Origin of the sequence: Streptomyces sp. RGM 3693 (assembly GCF_050471125.1) — a bacterium.
Taxonomy (GTDB): Bacteria; Actinomycetota; Actinomycetes; order Streptomycetales; family Streptomycetaceae; genus Streptomyces.
Map to the genome: position 1 here is coordinate 675,584 of NZ_JBMPPQ010000004.1, position 17,810 is coordinate 693,393.

General features: G+C 71.1%; 19 protein-coding genes, 1 other RNA gene and 1 pseudogene. 13 read left to right on the forward strand and 8 right to left on the reverse strand.

Translation table 11 applies throughout. The features are described from left to right. Nucleotides 1–174: 174 nt before the first annotated feature. Nucleotides 175–981 carry a helix-turn-helix domain-containing protein gene (locus ACO0M4_RS39230; RefSeq protein WP_430375958.1) on the forward strand — a complete coding sequence of 269 codons (807 nt, stop codon included), beginning with the start codon at nucleotides 175–177 and terminating at the stop codon, nucleotides 979–981. A 285-nt stretch (nucleotides 982–1,266) separates the two neighbouring features. Further along, nucleotides 1,267–2,187 (forward strand): phosphorothioated DNA-binding restriction endonuclease, encoded by a 921-nt coding sequence (locus ACO0M4_RS39235; protein ID WP_430375960.1) that lies wholly within the window; start codon nucleotides 1,267–1,269, stop codon nucleotides 2,185–2,187. 380 nt (nucleotides 2,188–2,567) lie between these two features. Here ACO0M4_RS39235 and ACO0M4_RS39240 read toward each other — a convergent pair whose 3' ends face one another. Beyond that, a complete protein-coding gene (locus tag ACO0M4_RS39240) occupies nucleotides 2,568–2,768 on the reverse strand; it encodes a DUF397 domain-containing protein (protein WP_430375962.1) in 201 nt (66 codons plus the stop codon). Beyond that, nucleotides 2,768–3,607, reverse strand: a complete 840-nt coding sequence (locus ACO0M4_RS39245; RefSeq protein WP_430375964.1) for a helix-turn-helix domain-containing protein — start codon at nucleotides 3,605–3,607, stop codon at nucleotides 2,768–2,770. The genes ACO0M4_RS39240 and ACO0M4_RS39245 overlap by 1 nt, the downstream gene beginning before the upstream one ends. 97 nt (nucleotides 3,608–3,704) lie before the next feature. Here ACO0M4_RS39245 and ACO0M4_RS39250 point away from each other — a divergent pair, with 97 nt between their 5' ends. From ACO0M4_RS39250 to ACO0M4_RS39280, 7 genes and pseudogenes are all read left to right on the forward strand, one after another. Continuing rightward, a complete protein-coding gene (locus ACO0M4_RS39250; RefSeq protein ID WP_430375966.1) occupies nucleotides 3,705–3,920 on the forward strand; it encodes a hypothetical protein in 216 nt (71 codons plus the stop codon). A 636-nt stretch (nucleotides 3,921–4,556) separates the two neighbouring features. Then, the gene (locus ACO0M4_RS39255) at nucleotides 4,557–4,754 is read left to right on the forward strand and encodes a hypothetical protein (RefSeq protein WP_430375967.1); all 198 of its coding nucleotides are present in this window, start codon (nucleotides 4,557–4,559) and stop codon (nucleotides 4,752–4,754) included. A 61-nt stretch (nucleotides 4,755–4,815) separates the two neighbouring features. Next, a pseudogene (locus ACO0M4_RS39260) lies at nucleotides 4,816–5,223 on the forward strand (NUDIX domain-containing protein); the annotation flags it as partial. A 571-nt stretch (nucleotides 5,224–5,794) separates the two neighbouring features. After that, nucleotides 5,795–6,322: a DUF6879 family protein gene (locus tag ACO0M4_RS39265; protein ID WP_430375969.1), complete on the forward strand. Its 528-nt coding sequence runs from the start codon at nucleotides 5,795–5,797 to the stop codon at nucleotides 6,320–6,322. A 27-nt stretch (nucleotides 6,323–6,349) separates the two neighbouring features. After that, on the forward strand, nucleotides 6,350–7,195 hold the full coding sequence (locus ACO0M4_RS39270) for a helix-turn-helix domain-containing protein (protein WP_430375971.1): 846 nt from the start codon (nucleotides 6,350–6,352) through the stop codon (nucleotides 7,193–7,195). A 96-nt stretch (nucleotides 7,196–7,291) separates the two neighbouring features. Continuing rightward, on the forward strand, nucleotides 7,292–7,501 hold the full coding sequence (locus ACO0M4_RS39275; RefSeq protein ID WP_430375973.1) for a hypothetical protein: 210 nt from the start codon (nucleotides 7,292–7,294) through the stop codon (nucleotides 7,499–7,501). A gap of 378 nt (nucleotides 7,502–7,879) precedes the next feature. After that, the gene (locus tag ACO0M4_RS39280; RefSeq protein ID WP_430375975.1) at nucleotides 7,880–8,074 is read left to right on the forward strand and encodes a hypothetical protein; all 195 of its coding nucleotides are present in this window, start codon (nucleotides 7,880–7,882) and stop codon (nucleotides 8,072–8,074) included. Between the two features lie 277 nt (nucleotides 8,075–8,351). Here ACO0M4_RS39280 and rnpB read toward each other — a convergent pair. Next, nucleotides 8,352–8,752, reverse strand: an RNA gene (gene rnpB, locus ACO0M4_RS39285) — RNase P RNA component class A. A gap of 77 nt (nucleotides 8,753–8,829) precedes the next feature. Between rnpB and ACO0M4_RS39290 the strand changes: the two genes are divergently transcribed. Both ACO0M4_RS39290 and ACO0M4_RS39295 read left to right on the forward strand, forming a co-directional pair. Further along, nucleotides 8,830–9,618 carry a MerR family transcriptional regulator gene (locus ACO0M4_RS39290; protein ID WP_430375977.1) on the forward strand — a complete coding sequence of 263 codons (789 nt, stop codon included), beginning with the start codon at nucleotides 8,830–8,832 and terminating at the stop codon, nucleotides 9,616–9,618. Then, nucleotides 9,615–10,247: a hypothetical protein gene (locus ACO0M4_RS39295; protein WP_430375979.1), complete on the forward strand. Its 633-nt coding sequence runs from the start codon at nucleotides 9,615–9,617 to the stop codon at nucleotides 10,245–10,247. The genes ACO0M4_RS39290 and ACO0M4_RS39295 overlap by 4 nt, the downstream gene beginning before the upstream one ends. Here the strand turns inward: ACO0M4_RS39295 and ACO0M4_RS39300 are convergent. Then, nucleotides 10,234–11,757, reverse strand: coding sequence for an RNB domain-containing ribonuclease (locus ACO0M4_RS39300; RefSeq protein WP_430375980.1), 1,524 nt, complete (start codon nucleotides 11,755–11,757; stop codon nucleotides 10,234–10,236). The genes ACO0M4_RS39295 and ACO0M4_RS39300 overlap by 14 nt on opposite strands. A 137-nt stretch (nucleotides 11,758–11,894) precedes the next feature. Here ACO0M4_RS39300 and yaaA point away from each other — a divergent pair, with 137 nt between their 5' ends. Beyond that, the gene (gene yaaA / locus ACO0M4_RS39305) at nucleotides 11,895–12,707 is read left to right on the forward strand and encodes a peroxide stress protein YaaA (RefSeq protein ID WP_430375982.1); all 813 of its coding nucleotides are present in this window, start codon (nucleotides 11,895–11,897) and stop codon (nucleotides 12,705–12,707) included. Nucleotides 12,708–12,815: 108 nt separating this feature from the next. Continuing rightward, a complete protein-coding gene (eda, locus tag ACO0M4_RS39310) occupies nucleotides 12,816–13,475 on the forward strand; it encodes a bifunctional 4-hydroxy-2-oxoglutarate aldolase/2-dehydro-3-deoxy-phosphogluconate aldolase (protein WP_430375984.1) in 660 nt (219 codons plus the stop codon). 172 nt (nucleotides 13,476–13,647) lie between these two features. Here the strand turns inward: eda and ACO0M4_RS39315 are convergent, their stop codons facing one another. The 4 genes from ACO0M4_RS39315 to ACO0M4_RS39330 form a co-directional block, all read right to left on the reverse strand. Beyond that, a complete protein-coding gene (locus ACO0M4_RS39315; RefSeq protein WP_430375985.1) occupies nucleotides 13,648–14,850 on the reverse strand; it encodes a bifunctional RNase H/acid phosphatase in 1,203 nt (400 codons plus the stop codon). Between the two features lie 3 nt (nucleotides 14,851–14,853). Beyond that, the gene (locus tag ACO0M4_RS39320; protein WP_430376072.1) at nucleotides 14,854–15,597 is read right to left on the reverse strand and encodes a zinc ribbon domain-containing protein; all 744 of its coding nucleotides are present in this window, start codon (nucleotides 15,595–15,597) and stop codon (nucleotides 14,854–14,856) included. Continuing rightward, nucleotides 15,594–16,481 (reverse strand): Nif3-like dinuclear metal center hexameric protein, encoded by an 888-nt coding sequence (locus ACO0M4_RS39325; protein WP_430375987.1) that lies wholly within the window; start codon nucleotides 16,479–16,481, stop codon nucleotides 15,594–15,596. Before ACO0M4_RS39325 ends, ACO0M4_RS39320 begins: the two co-directional genes overlap by 4 nt. Nucleotides 16,482–16,611: 130 nt before the next feature. After that, nucleotides 16,612–17,637: an ABC transporter substrate-binding protein gene (locus ACO0M4_RS39330; RefSeq protein WP_430375989.1), complete on the reverse strand. Its 1,026-nt coding sequence runs from the start codon at nucleotides 17,635–17,637 to the stop codon at nucleotides 16,612–16,614. Nucleotides 17,638–17,810 lie beyond the last annotated feature (173 nt).

Consider the following 17,810-nt stretch of genomic DNA (forward strand, 5'->3'; position numbering starts at 1 on the left):
GTTCCTTCCACTCGCTTCGTTTGCGATGTGCGAAAAGCTAGGACTTCATTTCGCATGGATGCCAGTCGAATCCCGTGTTGAAGCAGGTGGGAGCGGTAACTTCGATGCAATGACATTGCGGCTGAATGCACTGGCTCGTGCCAGCAGTACGAGACGGCGAAACGGGAGGGCAGGATGCCGGGAGATCGTCTGACCTACGAGGAGCGACAGCGTGTCGCGGCCGGGCTGGCCGCAGGGCTCGGCTGCGCCGAGATCGCGCGCCGGCTGGGGCGGCCCGGGTCGACCATCAGCCGCGAGGTCGCGCGTAACGGTGGGGCCCGCGGCTATCGGGCGAACCAGGCGCAGCAGGCCACCAAGTGGCGGGCCCGTCGCCGCAAGCCACACCCCGCCACACCGCCCGCCGCGGGCACCGGCGGGCGTGACCCGCAGGCACAGCGCGAGTTCGAGGACAGCTTCGCCGAGATGATGATCCAGACCGGGGTCCCGGCGATGATGGCCAAGGTCCTGACGTGCCTGTTCACCAGTGACACCGGCAGCATCGGCGCCGCCGAGCTCGTCGCCCGGCTACAGGTCAGCCCGGCATCCATCTCCAAGGCAGTCGGCTGGCTTGAGCAGCGGGGTCTGGTCAGGCGCGAACGAGAAGGCCGGCGACAGCGGTACGTGATCGACGACCACCCCGGGTACCACGCCTGGCAGGCCAGTACCCAGTCGATGGCCAGGTGGGCGGACCTCACCCAGCAGGGAGCCGAACTGTTCGGCGACACCACGCCGGCCGGACCCCGGCTGCGCACGACAAGTCAGTTCTTCCAGCACCTCACCCACGACATGGCCCAGGCGGCCGAGCACTGGCGGCAGACGCTCTCAGCACGACCGTCGGGTCCAACGCCCGCCCGCCGCCCGGAAGCTCTTCGAGACGGGCCCGCTGCCACCCTCGCAGGGACATACCGCGATGCCGACAGGTCGGATCAAGGCGCGACGTGAGGCGTGACGGGAAGCGTGACGGGAAGCGTGCTGTGACACGTGATGTGATCAAGTCACGCGGACGTTCATCAGCCCTGGCCCGCCCCGCGCCAACCCGCACATTCAGCGGTGCGGCGCTCGCGAGACCTGGCCGACAGACCGCGAGCACCTTTCCCAGCCGCTCATCCGCCACAACGGCCCGCCCGCCGTGTCCCCCTGCGCATGACGCGTGGTTCCCAGCTTCCTTCCTCTGCTGCTCAACCACGCATGATGCGACGCCCGTAGGGAGAACTACCCTTGCGGCTTATGGATTGGCTTGATCGGGTGGCGAAGCTGAGGCGGTGGACGAACAACGGCGTCCGGGCGCCGCACAAGCCGTTGTTGCTGCTGTACGCGCTCGGTAGCTATCAGCGGGACTCCGGCGGCGAACTGCGCTACAGCGCGGTCGAGGAGGAACTCAAGCGGTTGCTGACCGAGTACGGGCCAACGCACCCGACGACGCCCGCATACCCCTTCCATCACCTGGTCAGTGACGGCGTGTGGGAGGTCAGGACCGACCAGGGGCCGGGGAGCCCCGGAAGTGGAGTCGGGCTCCTGCGTTCCAGCGGAGCCACCGGGCGGCTCGCGCCCGGCTTACGAGCCGCGCTCGCCAAGGAGTCGTCACTGCTGAGCCGGCTCACCAGAGTGCTGCTGGACACTCACTTCCCGCCGTCCCTGCACAGGGATCTGTGCGAAGCCGTGGGTCTCGACCTGGAGCTCGCCGAAACCGAGTCCGTGCACGGTGCGGACGCCGCGGCCCGACGGCAACGTGATCGACGGCTGCGTGAACTCATACTCACCGCCTACGAGTTCCAGTGTGCGTTCTGCGGATACGACGGGGCGCTCGGCGCAAGCACGGTCGGGCTGGAGGCCGCACACGTACGCTGGTGGTCCCACGACGGGCCGGACGAGGTCGACAACGGCCTGTGCCTGTGCTCGCTGCACCACAAGCTCTTCGACAAGGGGGTCCTGGGCCTCGGGGAGAACCACCGCATCCGGGTCTCCCAACGTTTCGTCGGCCGCAGCGAGGCCAGCCGACAGCACGTGCTCGCCCTCGCCGACCGACCGGTCATCGGCCCGCAACCGGACGCCCCCAAGATCGCGACACCACACCGCGAGTGGCACGATCGACAGGTCTTCCACGGCCCGGCCCGGACACCCGTGGGCAGTCCCGCGCACGCCACGTGACAACGGGCCCTGTTGGACGAGGCATTCGCACCGTGCCCAGTTCCGCACGCACCGGCCACCGACGCCTCGGTCCTGCGTGATCGGATCGATGTGGCGGGTGGCGGGTGACGGTTTTCAGGAGACGGCCTCGTCGACGATGCCTCCCGGCGGAGGCAGAGGGTCGCCGAGCAGATCGCGGTCGTACAACTCGATGACGAGCCGACCAGTGGCGCGGACAACGGTGGGCAGCCTGACCGGCGGGGCACGAGCTGGCCGGCCCGGCGGCCAGCCTGGACGACGTGCTGAAGGTGGCCGCCTACCTCGCCACCCGATAGGAAACGGCCCCCTTCACCATCGTGGAGGGGGCCGTTCTGGCCTTTGTGAGCGTGTGGCGGGATAGATCAACCGTGCGACTTGGCGAACTCGACAAGGCCGACGAACGCCTCTCGGGTCAGCGCGAGCTGCGGACCGTGCGGGTCCTTGCTGTCACGGACGGGGACCACGCCAGTGGCCGTCGCGTACGCCGGGGCCCACTCGACACAGGAGCCGCCGTTGTTGCTGTAGGAGGATTTGACCCAGTGCAGGGTCCCGGGCTCAGTCATCACGGCGTACCTCTTCGTAACTGGTGGATCATCTCTACAGACGCTGTCTGCGACAGAGAAACGGCCTGTAGCTGATGGTAGGCCCTCACCAGAGGCAGTACGGAAGCCAGCGCCCGGTCCAATTGCCCCTGAGTTTGCGACTCCACGTAAGAGACCACTGACCGGTCTGGCAGCGTCAGCAGGTTCACCAACCGGTCGAGGGTACGGTGCTCACCGAGGGCATAGGGAGCGATCTGGAGCATGGTGTTCGGTTGCTCTGCGAACTCCACCAGTCGCTCTAACTGCTCGTCCATCACAGATGCGCCGCCGATGGGGCGAAGGACGCAACTCTCGTCCAACACCGCAATAACCAAGGGTGGTTCACGTCGTGCTAGTGCGGCCTGACGTCTCATGAGGAACGAGACTCGTTCCTCAGCTTGTTCGCGTGTAATAACTCCCCGCTTGACGCCGCTATCGGCTAGCGCCTGTGCATACGCCGGCGTCTGGAGCGGACCTGGGACCAAGCCAGACTCAAACAGCCGGATCTCTGCTGCGCGAGCCTCGTAGCCCACGTACTCAGGGAAGCCCTCCAGCAGACTGCCGTTCCGGATCTCCCCCCACGCGCGTTCGAACGACTCGGCGGTTCCGGTAAGCCCAAAAGCTTTGTCAACGCTCAGCGAAAAACGACGAGTTGGCGGCTTGCGGCCCGTTTCGACTGCCGAAATATGCCTTCCCGAGTAGCCCACCCGATCAGCTAACTCGTCTTGCTTCCATCCGCGCGTCTCCCGTGCGCTGCGCAAACGTGCGCCGTAGGCCGCTTGGGGCGAGGCGTCCGGGGTTAGCTCCTTGCGGTTTACCAATGTGCCCTCCGTTTCTAGAACGTTGAAGACATCGCGACTCTAGGACACGCTGAGTGCTCCTGGTAGTGGAAGCGCTACGGAGAGGCAAGGAGGGCCCATGACCAGTCCTGCCCGCACGCCCTACCAGGCGTGCGCCGACGCGGGCACGCAGTTCGACGACGCCCTGAAGGCGATCGGCATCAAGACGGACCCGAGCACTGTGAAGGTGACGGAGTGGGAGGACGGGATTCGCCTCCACCGCGTCGCCCCGCCGCAGCTCACCCCGAGCCAGACCGCTCGCCTGACCCGTTGCCTGAAGGCGGCGCGCCAGTGAGCGGCCGGCCGGACGACGTGAGCCAGAAGAACGGCAAGAGGAACGAGCAGTCGGAGGGCCCGAACGGGGGTAAGAAATCGGACGGCCGGGGGCGACCGTGCAGCGCCTACTAGCCCGTCTGCTCACTGACCAGCCGGGAACCGCACAGGAGACGACGGTGACCGACGACGACTCGAACCCCGTCCCTTGCCCCTTCGGTTGGCACGACATGACCCAGGAATCGGCCACGGTGTGGACCTGCGAACAGCACGGAGCAACCTTGGTCGTCCGCGGTCCCGGCCCGCCCGCCAAGGTAGCTCCGCGAATCGTGCGGCCCCCCGAATTGGTCCCGCAGCAAACCACCTTCCACGGTCGCCATCGGCGGCCCTGAAGATCCCCGGCGGACTGATCGCCGCCGGGCACGCTCCCCACAGTTGAGCCCACACTCCCGCCCGTGGGCTCCCGGTCTCCTACCGCCGGAGACACCGGGGAGCACGGAGTCCACCTGACCGGTTCGGTCGGGCAGGCCACGTCAGGTGGGCTCCCACGCCGCCCAGGCCCATCCCAGCCCGGCCTGGGCGGCCACCAACCCCCGCCCCGGCACCGCGTGGGCGACGTCACTGCCGGGGCGGGCCCCACCACCACAGGGAAGACGCCATGCGCTTCGTTGAACAAGAAGTCGTGCTGGATACCACCCGAGGCCACATCGGCCGCATCACCACCATCAACGGGGACTGCCTCGTGATCACCAACCCAGGCCACGCCCCGTGGGACGCCCTCACCTCCTGGTGCATGCCCGCAACGCCCGCCGAACGCCAGGAACTGGAGCACCAGGAGCAGGGGGCCGCAGCATGACGGACCAGTTCCTCCACCCCGATGGCCGCCGCATCGGCCTCCTGGACTCTTCCGTAACGCCGACGGCCGCCCCCTGCTCCTGCGAAAGCGCGACCGGGAGCACCAGCCGTGGTCGCTGCCCGGTGGCTGCGCCGTCGGAGGCGAGCCACCGACCCACGCCCTCCGCCGCAAGGTGTTCGAGGAAACCGGCCTGGAAGCCCACCCCGGCCTTGTCCTGGCCCTGTACTACATGCCGGCCAGCCCCGATTCCGTGGAGGGGTACAACCTGGTCGTGGACTGCGGCGAACTCCCCAACAACACCCACTTCCGCCTGAAGGAAGACGAGTTCAGCGCCCACGCGTTCATCCCGGCGGGCCAGCTCGCCGACCACGCCCAGCCCCACACGGCCGCGCGCACCCTGTCCGCCCTGCGGACGCTGAAGGCCAGCGGCGGCATCGAGCTGCTGGAGGCCATTCCCCTACTCGGCTAACGCCGAGACCCACCAGCCCCGTCCGGGTGAAGCGAGCAGCATCCGAACGGGCCCGGCCATGGCCGGGAACCGCTCCACACATCCTTCAGGTGCGGAAGGATCGGAGCGCGGGGTCGCCTGCGAGAACTGGGGAGTCGGGTCAGGCGGCCCCACCACGAACACCGCTCCCTTGCCGGATGCCCAATCACGAGGTCTCTCTTTCAGTGAGACTCCGGCAGGGGAGCGGTCCACGTCCCCCTGCGACGAGTGCGGGGCACCTGTCGTTTCTGTACTGACGTGAGTCCGCCCCTTGACGGCCTCCCCCGGTAGGGCAATCGTCGTGCAACAAGCCGCAACCCGCTCGAACGGGAGAAGACCATGTCACTACTGTTCTTCGGCAAAGACCCCGACTCGGACGACGATCACTGCCCCTCCGCTTGGGTGGACGAGACAACCGCGGACCTTGTCCTCCAAGGCTGGAGGAGCGATGACTCCACCCGGGCGGAGTGCTTGAACTTCGGGTCCATCCCGGACACTGAGGCTGTGATCCGTATCCCGGCACGCATGGTGCCGCAGCTCCGGAAGGCATGCGATGCCGCAGAACGCGCAGCAGGCGAATCCGACATTCGCTGAGATCATCAAGGACACCGAACGCTCCGCCGTGCACCTTGAAGCGCGTGACACGTACTTCGACAACGAGCGATTCGCAGCCTGGCGACAAGGCGAACGCGTCAATTGGGACGACCGCACGTCGTGGTGGCGTCCCTTCCACAGCCACATCGCCGCCGCCGTCGCCCGGGGAGTCGTGATCCGCCGACTCCGGGTCGTGAGCGAACCTGTGTCGGAGTACATCCGCTGGGAGCACTACGTCACCCGCGCCAACGTGGAGGCCGGCGAACTGGTCCGCTGGCTCCCCCGCCGCCGCGCCACAAACCTGGCCGTACCCGCCAACGACTACTGGCTGTTTGACGACCGGCTAGCCCGTGTCCACCACTTCGCCGGAGACGGCTCACTCGTGGAGGACGAATTCAGCTCAGCACCGGCCACCGTCAAGTTCCTGAACGAAGTCTTCGAAGCCTTGTGGGAGCACGGCATCCCGCATGAGGAGTACCAGGTCTAGCCCCCTACGCACCGAGTCAGTCAGAACGTGTCGTCCTCTTCCTCCAGCGCTCAGGCCGCACGCGAATCCGTCGCGGAGCGGCTGAAGGAACTACGCCTGGACGCAGAGCTGACGACCCAAGAACTGGCTGACCGGTGTGGCTGGCACAAGGCGAAAACCTCGCGCATCGAGAACGCCAAGACCATGCCATCCCAGGCCGACATCACCGTCTGGTGTCGGGCCTGCAACGCCGCCGACCACGCCCAGGACCTCATCGCGGCGTCACGCTCGGCTGACTCGATGTACGTCGAATGGCGACGCCGGCAACGCACCGGCCTACGACGCGTCCAAGAAGCCAGCGTTCCCCTGTACCAGCGCACCAGCCTGTTCCGCATCTACTGCTCCCGGCTCATGCCCGGACTCCTGCAAACAGAGGGCTACGCCAGAGCCCTACTCGCCACCATCGCGGACTTCCGGAGCCTCCCCGACGACTCAGCACGCGCCGCAGCAGCCCGCGTTGACCGCTCGAACATCATCCGCGACGGACACCACCGCGTCGTCCTCGTCGTGGAAGAGGACGCCCTCTACCACCGCATCGCCGACGACGCCGAAATGGCTGCCCAACTCGGCTACCTGCTCACCGCCATGTCGTACCCGGCCGTCTCCCTGGGGATCATCACAAGGTCGGCCCGCCGGGACATGTGGGGCACGGAAACGTTCACGGTGTTCGACGACAACCGCGTTCATGTCGAACTCCTGGCGGCCAAGGTCACGGTGACAACGCCCAGCGAAGTGACGCTGTACCTCCGAGCCTTCGAACGCCTACGCGGAATGGCCGTTTACGGAGCCGAAGCAAGAACGCTGATCACTGGCGCCCTTGACTCCCTCGGGTAACTCACCTGCAACAGACTGCAACAAAGTGGCCGGGCTCACAGCACCATCCTTAGCGTGGTCGGCACCCAAACGACGCGAGGAACCCGCGGAGATGGCATGACGACCCCGAGCCGGTACAGCGCCGAACCCATCGAACTGACCCTGGAGCCCTGGCTCCTGGAGGGAACGCCCGCCCCCGGCTGCGCCGCCTGCACCACCCGAGCGACGAACCGAGACCAGGCGGCAAAGGCTGGCGACTGGAAATCCGCCTGCAACGCCGCCCGGGGAATCCGGAACCACCACAACGGACACCGGGAGACGCCGTGACCCGCCCCGACCCGGCCGACCGCGACGACAGGTCAGCCACGGACGTCAGCCCCCTGTGGGGCCGCTCCGGCACCACAGCGATTCCCCAGGGCCAGCCGGTACCTGCATGCTCCTACCCGTGCGCAACCTGCCGCACAAACGGCCGTCAATAGGTGCTCTGCCGACACGGGCACCCAATGACAGAGGAAACACCCGGCCTGTGGGTCTGCCACACCTGCACCCAGATGACCGGCACATGAGACCCCCGCCCCGGCGGCGGAAACCTGGACAGTCGAGCAGCCGGGGCGGGTGACCCAACCGCAGGCACGCCTGCGGACCTTCGGGCCGTGCCTTCGACGGTACGGCGGCACGGCCCCTCACGAAAGAGGAGGTAGACGGATGAGCGCTCTCGCAGTCGAGACGTACGACACGCGCATCCCCGACGCCGACGGCTGGCGCGGAGTCCCGTTCCGGCACCCGGCGGACCTCGTGGTCGTCGCGGAAGCGGACGGCGGGAAGCACGACGGCGGACCCATGCCCCCGGAGGCACCGCGCGACCCCGCACCCCAGCCCAGCGACGGAGACAAGAAGTGAGCCGCTGAAGGCCGAAAACGCATGAACGACTGGCCCCGTTCGCACGCTGCCCTGACAGCGCGTGAACGGGGCCTTGTCGTACCCTCCCCGCCCTCCGCCACTTCCTCGGCGGGCGGGGGGCCGTTTCGGAGCCCATCACCGCCACAGGATCGCCACCCGGCACCTGGAAGCACGCGGAAACAGCCACAAACAGTGAACGGGCGATCACCGGCCGGCGGAGCGTAAAAGGCCCTCTGATCTGGAAATTCGCCAGACCAGAGGGCAAGTAGCTAGCGGGCGGACGAGTCGGCCTGTACGCCGGGTTCTGTCTCCGGGCGACCTTGCGGTCGGCCGGGAGGCGGCCATCCATCTAGGGCTGCCGTTGCCGACAGCCTCGTGCGGTCTACCCGCGGACTCGGGCGGGCAGCCCTCGAACGTCCGCGCAGGGCCATCAGCCGATGGCCCCTCTTGACCTTGCTCCGGGTGGGGTTTACCTAGCTGCCCAGGTCACCCTGGGCACTGGTGGTCTCTTACACCACCGTTTCACCCTTACCTGGGCCGTGCGGCCCGGGCGGTTTGCTTTCTGTGGCACTGTCCCGCGGGTCACCCCGGGTGGCCGTTAGCCACCACCCTGCCCTGTGGAGCCCGGACGTTCCTCGGGGGGATCTGGGATCCCCACGCGGCCGCCCGGCCGGCTCGTCCGCCGTGTCGACCATGCTACCTGGCGGATTCCGGCGGCTTGACCTTGCCGTTGCGGCAACGTTTCTACTGGGTCCATGCGTATCGGGGAACTCGCCGGGCTGGCCGGCGTCAGCACGCGGACCATACGGCACTACCACCACCTGGGGCTGCTGCCGGAGCCGGTCCGGCGGGCCAATGGCTACCGGGAGTACGGGCTGCGGGACGCGGTCGCGTTGGCGCGGGTGCGGCGGCTGACGGAGCTGGGGCTCGGGTTGGAGGAGGTCCGGGACGTGCTGGCCGACGACGCCGGCCGGGAACTGCGGGAGGTGCTGACGGAGCTGGACGCGGATCTGGCGCGGCAGGAGGAGGAGCTGCGGGCCCGGCGGACGCGGTTGGCGGAGGTGCTGCGGCGTTCCGAGGAGCCGGCCGGGCTGCCGGAGGAGGGGCCGGTGTCGGAGCAACTGGCCGAACTGTTCGCGGAGATGGCGCGTGCGTCGGCGACGCTGGCGGAGCCGGAACCGGCGATGGCGGTACGGGAGCGGGAGATGTTGGCCCTGCTGGACGCGTCCGGTGACGGTCGGGCTCAGGGGGCGATGGCGGCGGCGCTGCGGGAGATGTTCGCGGCGCCGGGCTCGATGGAGCGGGCGTACGCGATGTACGGGCTGATGGACGGGTTGGCGGGGGCGGCGGTGGACGATCCGCGGGTGGCGGAGGCGGCGCGGGCGATCGTGGACTGCGTGCCGGCGGAGGCCGTGGCGGCGATCGCTGCGGGGGCCGGGCCCGCGGCGGCGCCGGGAGCGGAGTTCTGGACGGAGCTCATGGTGGCCGAGCTGGCGCCGGCCCAGGCGGCGGCGCTGCGGCTGGTGGCGGAGGGGGCACGGTGAGCGGGTTCGGGGCGCGGGTGCGGCGGCTGGCCGCGTACGAGGGGCGGTGGCTGGCGAGCCTGGTGTGGTGGGTGGCGCGGCGCCGGGTGGGGGTGTCGGAGGGGGCGCGGGCGTTGCCGTACGCGGGGGCGCAGGCGGCCTTTGCGTACGGGCTGACGTTCGTGTGCGTGGTGGAGACCGTCGCGGTGAGTCTGCTGCTCCGGGACCAGCCGGCGCTGCATGCGGTGGCACTGGTCGCCGACGTCTACACGGTGCTGGTGGTGCTGGGGCTCCAGTCCGCGGCGGTGGTCCGGCCGCATGTGCTGGGCGCGGACGGCCTGCTGCTGCGGGACGGTGCCCGGTCGGAGTTGCGGATACCGGTGGAGCTGATCGCGTCGGTCCGCTACGACCTGCGGTCCGGGCCGGGGAACGGCCGAAGCGACGGTCACAAGGACGGCAAGGTGCTGGAGCTGGCCGTGGCGGGGCAGACCTCGGTGACGCTGGAGCTGGTCGAACCGGTGGTCGCGGTGCGGCTGCTGGGGCGGCGGGAGATGGTGCGGACGGTGCGGTTCCACGTGGATGATGCGCGGGGCGCGGTGGCGGCCGTACGGGCAGTGGTGGGGCGCGGGGAGCCGGTCACACCGGGGTGAAGCGGACTGGTTCGCGGCCCGGTTCGGCGCCGGCCAGGCGGACCCGGATGCGGTGGCCGAGGGGCAGCGCGGGGCCGCCGGGGGCGGCCTGGACGGGGCCGATGACGGCCGGTTCGCAGAGGTGGACGGTGCCCTGGGTGGGGTCGTCCTCGTGGCGGTCGACGACCAGGGCTTCGAAGGTCTCGCCGACCCGGTCGCGCAGCAGGGCCGCCTCGACGAGGTCGACGCAGGCCCGCTCGACGCGGTTGGCGCGCTGGGTGCCGGTCTCCATCTGGTGCGGGAGGGCGGGCAGGGCGGCGCGGACCCAGCCGGGTGGGGTGCGGCCGACCGCGGCGGCCAGGCACAGCTCGGAGGTGTAGCGGTCGACGAGCCGGCGCAGCGGCGCGGTGGCGTGGGCGTACGGGGCGGCGACCGCGGCGTGCACGGCGGCGGTGGACGGTGGGGCGGTGCCGTCGAAGACCGTGTAGCCGGCGCCGCGGAGCAGGGCGGTGCACTCCTGGAGGAAGGCTGCGTGGCCGGCGTTGTGCGGGTCCAGGGTGCGGAGCAGCGCCGCGTACGAGGTGTGGTGGGGCCAGTCGACGCCGAGGGCCTGGGCGGTGAGGCGGAGCCAGCCGACCGAACCGGCCTGGGGGTGGGGGTCCCCGGTGCTCGGATGGGGTTGCGGGCTCGGGGGCGGCAGGGTGCGCAGGATGCCGGTGCCGGAGGCGAGCATCAGCTCGGCCGCGGCCATGCCGGTGAGCAGGGAGATCTGGGCGTTCCAGGCGGCGGCCGGGAGCGGGGCGCGGTAGGCGAGGGTGTAGCGGCCGTCGCGTTCGACGATCTCCTGCTCGGGAACGTTGAGGGAGATCGCGCCGCGGGCCGTCGCCAGCTCCTCGCGGTGCAGCCCGATCTCGCGGAGCAGGGCGAGCGGTTCCTCGGCGGTGCCGTCGTCCAGGACGCGTTGGACGCCGGTGTAGTCGAGGCGGGCGCGGGAGCGGACCAGGGCGCGGCGGACGGTGGTGCCGGTCAGCGCGCCGTCGGCGTCGAGGGTGAACTGCCACAGGACGGCCGGGCGGTCCCGGTCGGGCAGCAGGCTGGCCGCGCCCTCGCTGAGCACGGTGGGGTGCAGCGGGATCCGCTCGTCGGGGAAGTACAGGGTGGCCACCCGGTGGTGCGCCTCGGCGTCCAGGGCGCCGCCGGGGGTGACGAAGGCGGCGACGTCGGCGATGGCGTAGTGGACGCGGTAGCCGCCGCCGGGCCGCCGGGAGAGGAACATCGCCTGGTCCAGGTCCTGGGCGCCGGGCGGGTCGAGGGTGAAGAGGGGCAGGTCGGTGGCGTCGTCCAGGGTGTGCTCGGTGGCCACCTCGCCGTCGCCCGCGGGGATGCGCGGGGCGCGGGCGGCGCTCTCCGCCTCGGCCTGCGCGGTGGGCGGGAAGTGGTCGGGGATCTCCAGCCGCACGCGCAGCTCGTGCAGGGCGGCCCGGAGGGGGGCCTCCGCTGCGTCGGTCACATGCATCTGGCGACGGGGCATGAAATCGAGCGTATGGCCGCCGGGCGCTCCCGGCGCGGCGTACGGGAGCCGGGCGGGCACCGCCCCGGGGCGGCCGGGCTTCTAAGCTTTCGACGGGGCCGCACCCCCTGCTCGTACCGCCGTGAAGGAGAAACACCGTGCTCGTGTTGTTGCCGCCGTCCGAGGGGAAGGCCGCGGGAGGGAACGGGAAGCCGCTGGATCTGGGGGCGCTGTCGCTGCCGGGGCTGACCGAGGCGCGGGCCGAGGTCCTGGAGGAGTTGGTCGGGCTGTGCGCGGCCGATGCGGCGAAGGCCCAGGAGGTGCTGGGGCTGAGCGAGGGCCTGAAGGGCGAGGTGGCCAAGAACGCGGGGCTGCGCACCGCGGCCACCCGGCCGGCCGGGGAGATCTATACCGGGGTGCTGTACGACGCCCTCGGGTTGGCCTCCCTGGACGCGGCGGCGCGGAAGCGGGCCGAGCGGTCGCTGCTGGTGTTCTCGGGGCTGTGGGGCGCCGTGCGGATCGGCGACCGGATCCCGTCGTACCGCTGCTCGATGGGGGTGAAGCTGCCGGGGCTGGGCGCCCTGGGGGCGTACTGGCGGGGGCCGATGGCGGAGGTGCTGCCGGCGGCCGCGTCGGAAGGGCGACGGGCCGGCGGCCTCGTGCTGGACCTGCGGTCGGCGGCGTACGCCACGGCGTGGAAGCCCAAGGGGGAACTGGCCGGGCGGACCGCGACGGTGCGGGTGCTCCAGTCGAAGATCGTGAACGGGGTCGAGAAGCGGTCGGTGGTCAGCCACTTCAACAAGGCGACCAAGGGGCGGCTGGTCCGGGACCTGCTGGTGGCGGGGCACGAACCGGCGGACCCGGCGGAGCTGGTGGCGGCGCTGCGCGAGTTGGGGTACGCGGTGGAGGCGCAGGCTCCGGCGAAGGGCGGCAAGCCGTGGGGGCTGGATGTGATCGTCACGGAGCTGTGAGGGACGTGGGGGAGCCGGCGGCCGCCATGGGGTCGGCGGCCGCCCCACTTCCCCCTCCGTTGCAACATGCGCAACGGCCGTTGCGGAGAATAGGAAGCCGGGCGCAGTATGGGCGGCGTGACTGACGCCGCCGCCGCTCCCCTGTCCCCCGCCCCCACCCTCCTCGGCCTCGCCCCCGTCATTCCGGTCGTGGTCCTCCAGGACGCCGCGGATGCCGTACCGCTCGCCCGCGCGCTGGTCGCCGGCGGGCTGTCGGCGATCGAGGTGACCCTGCGTACGCCCGCCGCGCTGGACGCGATCCGGGCCGTCGCCGAGGAGGTCCCGGAGGCCGTGGTCGGCGCCGGGACCCTGCTGAACCCGGAGCAGGTCGCGGCGGCCGGGGCGGCCGGGGCGCGGTTCCTGGTGAGCCCCGGCTGGTCGCCGCGACTGCTGGGCGCGCTGCGGGACTCCGGGCTCCCGTTCCTGCCGGGCGTCTCGACGGCCTCGGAGGTGGTGAGCCTGCTGGACGAGGGCATCACCGAGATGAAGTTCTTCCCGGCCGAGGCGGCGGGCGGTACCGCCTATCTGACGTCGCTGGCCGCTCCGCTGCCGCAGGCCCGCTTCTGCCCGACCGGCGGGATCGGCCTGGCGTCGGCCCCCTCGTATCTGGCACTGCCCAACGTCGGCTGTGTCGGCGGCACTTGGATGCTGCCGGGCGACGCGCTGGCCGCCAAGGACTGGGCGCGGGTCGAGCTGCTGGCTCGGGAGGCGGCGGCGCTGAGCCGCTGACCTCCCGCGCGGACCGCGCCCGGGCGGGAGCGCCCGGCCTCCGGCACGGCACCCCCGCTCCGAGCCGCGCCGCCACGCCCCCGGACGGGCCCCGCCCCGCGCGGCTGCGCAACGGCCCGGCACACCGTGGTGGTGTGCCGGGCCGGGCGCAGCGCGCGGTACCGCGGAGCCGCTAGCGCAGGTGCGACGTGTCGTTCAGCAGCCGCAGGGAGGCGTTGCCGTCGGAGTAGTACGCGACCGCGGAGAGCGAGGCCGCGGAGAGTTCCATCCGGAACAGGGACTCCGGTGGGGCACCGAGGGCCAGGCGGACCAGGGTCTTGATCGGGGTGACGTGGGTGACCAGGAGGACGGTCTTGCCGGCGTAACGGGCGATCAGCTTGTCGCGGGTGACCGCGATCCGGCGGGCGACCGTCGCGAAGGACTCGCCACCGCCGGTGGGCGCCGCCTTGGCCGAGCCGAGCCAGGCATCCAGGTCGTCGGGGTAGCGCTCGCGGACCTCGGCGAAGGTCAGCCCCTCCCAAGCGCCGAAGTCGGTCTCGCGGAGCCCGTCCTCGATGCGGACGTCGACGCCGAGCCGGGCGGCGACCGCTCCGGCGGTCTCCTGACAGCGGCGCAGCGGCGAGCTGACCACGGCCTGGATGGTGCCGCGGGCGGCCAGCGCGGCGGCGGCCGACTCGGCCTGACGGCGGCCCGCCGCGGAGAGTTCGGGGTCCGTGCCGCCGCTGCCGGAGAAGCGCTTCTCGGGCGTCAGGGCGGTCTCGCCGTGCCGGAGCAGGACGAAGGTCGCCGGGGCGCCCAGGTCGGGCGAGCCCCAGCCGACCGGTGGGGCGGCGGGCGCGGCGTCCGCGACCTCCGCCGCTTCGGCGGCCGCGTCGGCGGCCCGGGCCGCGGCGCTGCGGGCGGGGGCCGCGTCGGCCGGGCCGGCGAGCGCCGCCCGGGAGTCGCGCGGCTCCCACTGCTTGCCGTTCTTGCCCGCGTCCATCGCCTCGTTGGCGAGCCGGTCGGCGTGCTTGTTCCGGGCGCGGGGGATCCACTCGTAGGTGACCCGGCCGCGCGGGAGGATCGATGCGGCCTCGGCGGCGAGCGGCTTCATGTCCGGGTGCTTGATCTTCCAGCGGCCGGACATCTGCTCGACGACCAGCTTGGAGTCCATCCGGACGTGGACGGTGGCCTCCGGGTCCAGGGCCCGCGCGGCGCGCAGCCCGGCCAGCAGCCCCTTGTACTCGGCAACGTTGTTGGTCGCCGTCCCGATGAACTCGGCGGCCTCGGCCAGTGCCTCACCGGTCGCCGGGTCGAGGACCACCGCGCCGTAGCCGGCCGGCCCCGGGTTGCCCCGGGACCCGCCGTCCGCCTCGACGATCAGCTCACGCGCCACGGCCTACAGCCCCGAGTCGGGCGTGCGGACCAGGATGCGGCTGCAGTTCTCGCACCGGACGACGGCGTCGGCGGCGGCCGAGCGCACCTCGTTCATCTCGGTGATGTCCAGCTCCAGCCGGCAGCCCTCGCAGCGGCGCTGGTAGAGCCGGGCGGCGCCGACGCCGCCCTGCTTGGTGCGGATCCGGTCGTAGAGCGTGACCAGTGCCTCGGGGATGTCGGCGACGGTGAGTTCGCGCTCCTTGGAGATCGTGGCGACCTCGGCGTCGATCTCGGCGTGCGCGGCGTCCCGGCGGGCGGTGGCGTCATCGACCTTGGCCTGGATGGCGCCGAGCCGGTCGGTCAGCTCGCGGACCCGCTCCTGGGTGGCCTCGCGGCGCTCCATGACCTCCAGGACGACGTCCTCCAGGTCGGCCTGGCGCTTGGCCAGCGAGGCGAGTTCGCGCTGGAGGCTCTCCAGGTCCTTGGGGGAGCTCACGGCGCCGGAGTCGAGACGCTTCTGGTCGCGGGCGGCGCGCTGGCGGACCTGGTCGACGTCCTGCTCCGCCTTGGTCTGCTCGCGGCTGGTGTCGCTCTCCTCGGTCTGTGCGGCGACGAGCAGGTCGCGCTGCTGGGTGAGGTCGGACTCCAGGGCCGTCAGCTCGGCCAGTTCGGGGAGGTTCTTGCGCCGGTGCGCGAGCTGGGTGAGCCGGACGTCGAGGTTCTGGACGTCCAGGAGGCGGATCTGGTCGGCGGGCGCGGCGTTCAGCGGGGGGCTCCTGTGGTGTGCGAATTTTCCGGGGGACGGGTGAGCTGGGTGGACGCCGCGTGGGCGGTCCAGGGGTCGGTGACCGTGTGGGAGACGTGCGTGCGCAGTCCCCAGCCGTGCCGGTCGGAGACCGCGTCGAGTTGGGCCGCGGCCTGCTCGCACCACGGCCATTCGGTGGCCCAGTGGGCTGCGTCCAGCAGCGCCAGCGGGCCGTTCCGTCCGGTGGTCTGGGTGGCCTCGGAGGCCGGGTGGTGGCGCAGGTCGGCGGTGAGGAACGCGTCCACGCCGGCCGCCCGTACGTCGTCGAAGAGACTGTCGCCGGAGCCGCCGGAGACCGCCAGGGTGCGGATCTCGCGGTCCGGGTCGCCGGCCGCCCGGATGCCCTGCGCGGTGGCGGGCAGGTGGGCGGCGGCGTACGCGGTCAGCTCGGCCAGCGTCATCGGGTGCGGGAGTTCGCAGATCCGGCCCAGGCCGCGGCGGCCGTCCGGATCGCTCGGGTCCGGCACCAGGGGGCGGAGGATCCGCAGGTCCAGTGCGCCGGCCAGGGCGTCGGAGACGCCGGGGTCGGCGGTGTCGGCGTTGGTGTGCGCGACGTGCAGGGCGATGTCGTGCTTGATGAGGGTGTGCACCACCTTGCCCTTGAAGGTGGAGGCCGCGACGGTGGTCGTGCCGCGCAGGTAGAGCGGGTGGTGGGTGACCAGGAGGTCGGCGCCGAGCCGCACGGCCTCGTCGGCGATCTCCTGGACCGGGTCGACGGCGAACAGCACCCGGCGGACCTCGGCGTCGGGGTCTCCGCAGACCGTGCCGACGGCGTCCCATCCTTCGGCCCGCTCGGGGGGCCAGAGGACGTCGAGCGCGGCGAGGACTTCAGACAGTGCGGGCACGGGGGGAAGATTACCTCTCCCCCGCGCCCGCGCGCCGGGCCGCGGTCCGCACGGGGACCGCGGGCCCGTAGGGGCAGCAGGGTTCCGGCCATCGGCCCCCGGTGCCGCGGCGGCTGCGTGACGTGGGCCGCTACTTCGCGAGGAAGCCGCGCAGGTCGTCCAGGACGCTGTTGGCCGCGGTGACGCCGAGGCCGAGGTACCAGGTCTCGTCCTTCACGTTCTTGGCATGGCCGTCCTTGACCGCCTTGAGGTTCTTCCACAGCGGGTTCTGCTCGGCGGTGTCGCGCTTGGTGGAGTGGGGGTCGCCGTAGACGCCGGTGAAGATCCAGTCGGCGTCGGCCTGGTTGATGTTCTCCGGGCTGACCTCGGTGGCGAGGTCGTCGACCTGCTGGTTCTTAGGGCGGGGCAGGCCGACGTCCTTCAGGATGGTGCCGATGAAGGAGCGCTGGGCGTAGAGGCGGGTGAACTGCGGCATGTAGCGCAGCATCGTCACGGTGGGCTTCTTCGGGCCGATGTCCGCGCCGAGCTTCTTCGCCTTGGCCTCGTAGGCGGCCAGTTCGCTCTTGGCCTGCGCGGTCTTGTCCAGGGCGGCGGCGTTGAGCAGGTAGTTCTGCTTCCAGGTGAAGCCGGGGCGGATCGAGAAGACGGTCGGCGCGATCTTGCTGAGCTGCTGGTACTGCTTCTCGGCGCGCAGCTTGCTGCCCAGGATGAGGTCGGGCTTGAGGGCGTTGATGGCCTCCAGGTTGAGGCCGTTGATGGTGCCGACGCTCTTGGGGTGGCCGGCGTTCTTGGCGAGGTAGTCCGGGAGGGCGGCGTCGCCCTCGGTGGGCGCGTAGCCGACCGGCTTGATGCCGAGCGAGACGACGTTGTCGAGCTCGCCGACGTCGAGGACGACCACGCGCTTGGGCGCGGAGGGGAGGGTGGCGGTGCCCATGGCGTGCCGGACGGTGCGCGGGAACTGGCCCGGCTTGGCGTCGGTGCCCATCTTCGCGGTCTCGTCGGCGGCCTTGCCGAAGTCCTTGCCGCCCTGGGCCACGGACTTCGAGCCGGTGCCGCGGTCGTTGCCGCCGTCCGCGCCGGACGAACCGCAGCCGGCGAGCGCGAGGGCGCCGGCGGTGGCGAGGGCTAGGGCGGCGCCGCGGCGGCGAAGGGGCATCAGGTCACTCCAGGTCGTATGCGGGCGCCGCCGGGCATGCGGGGAGCCGCCCGGCCACCCGACGGCAACTTAGGTCCACCTAACTTTAAGCATCCTTGAATCTCGAAGCACACCCACCCCTCCCAGTACCGGCGAACCGGACAACAGCCACCCTTATGCGTGAAGACCGGCAA

What these genes read in the sequence shown, in the direction of transcription:
- ACO0M4_RS39230 (WP_430375958.1), top strand. Translation starts at nt 175, where the DNA reads ATGCCGGGAGATCGTCTGACCTACGAGGAGCGACAGCGTGTCGCGGCC.
- ACO0M4_RS39235 (WP_430375960.1), top strand. Translation starts at nt 1,267, where the DNA reads ATGGATTGGCTTGATCGGGTGGCGAAGCTGAGGCGGTGGACGAACAAC.
- ACO0M4_RS39240 (WP_430375962.1), bottom strand. Translation starts at nt 2,768, where the DNA reads ATGACTGAGCCCGGGACCCTGCACTGGGTCAAATCCTCCTACAGCAAC.
- ACO0M4_RS39250 (WP_430375966.1), top strand. Translation starts at nt 3,705, where the DNA reads ATGACCAGTCCTGCCCGCACGCCCTACCAGGCGTGCGCCGACGCGGGC.
- ACO0M4_RS39255 (WP_430375967.1), top strand. Translation starts at nt 4,557, where the DNA reads ATGCGCTTCGTTGAACAAGAAGTCGTGCTGGATACCACCCGAGGCCAC.
- ACO0M4_RS39265 (WP_430375969.1), top strand. Translation starts at nt 5,795, where the DNA reads ATGCCGCAGAACGCGCAGCAGGCGAATCCGACATTCGCTGAGATCATC.
- ACO0M4_RS39275 (WP_430375973.1), top strand. Translation starts at nt 7,292, where the DNA reads ATGACGACCCCGAGCCGGTACAGCGCCGAACCCATCGAACTGACCCTG.
- ACO0M4_RS39280 (WP_430375975.1), top strand. Translation starts at nt 7,880, where the DNA reads ATGAGCGCTCTCGCAGTCGAGACGTACGACACGCGCATCCCCGACGCC.
- ACO0M4_RS39290 (WP_430375977.1), top strand. Translation starts at nt 8,830, where the DNA reads ATGCGTATCGGGGAACTCGCCGGGCTGGCCGGCGTCAGCACGCGGACC.
- ACO0M4_RS39300 (WP_430375980.1), bottom strand. Translation starts at nt 11,757, where the DNA reads ATGCCCCGTCGCCAGATGCATGTGACCGACGCAGCGGAGGCCCCCCTC.
- eda (WP_430375984.1), top strand. Translation starts at nt 12,816, where the DNA reads ATGGGCGGCGTGACTGACGCCGCCGCCGCTCCCCTGTCCCCCGCCCCC.
- ACO0M4_RS39330 (WP_430375989.1), bottom strand. Translation starts at nt 17,637, where the DNA reads ATGCCCCTTCGCCGCCGCGGCGCCGCCCTAGCCCTCGCCACCGCCGGC.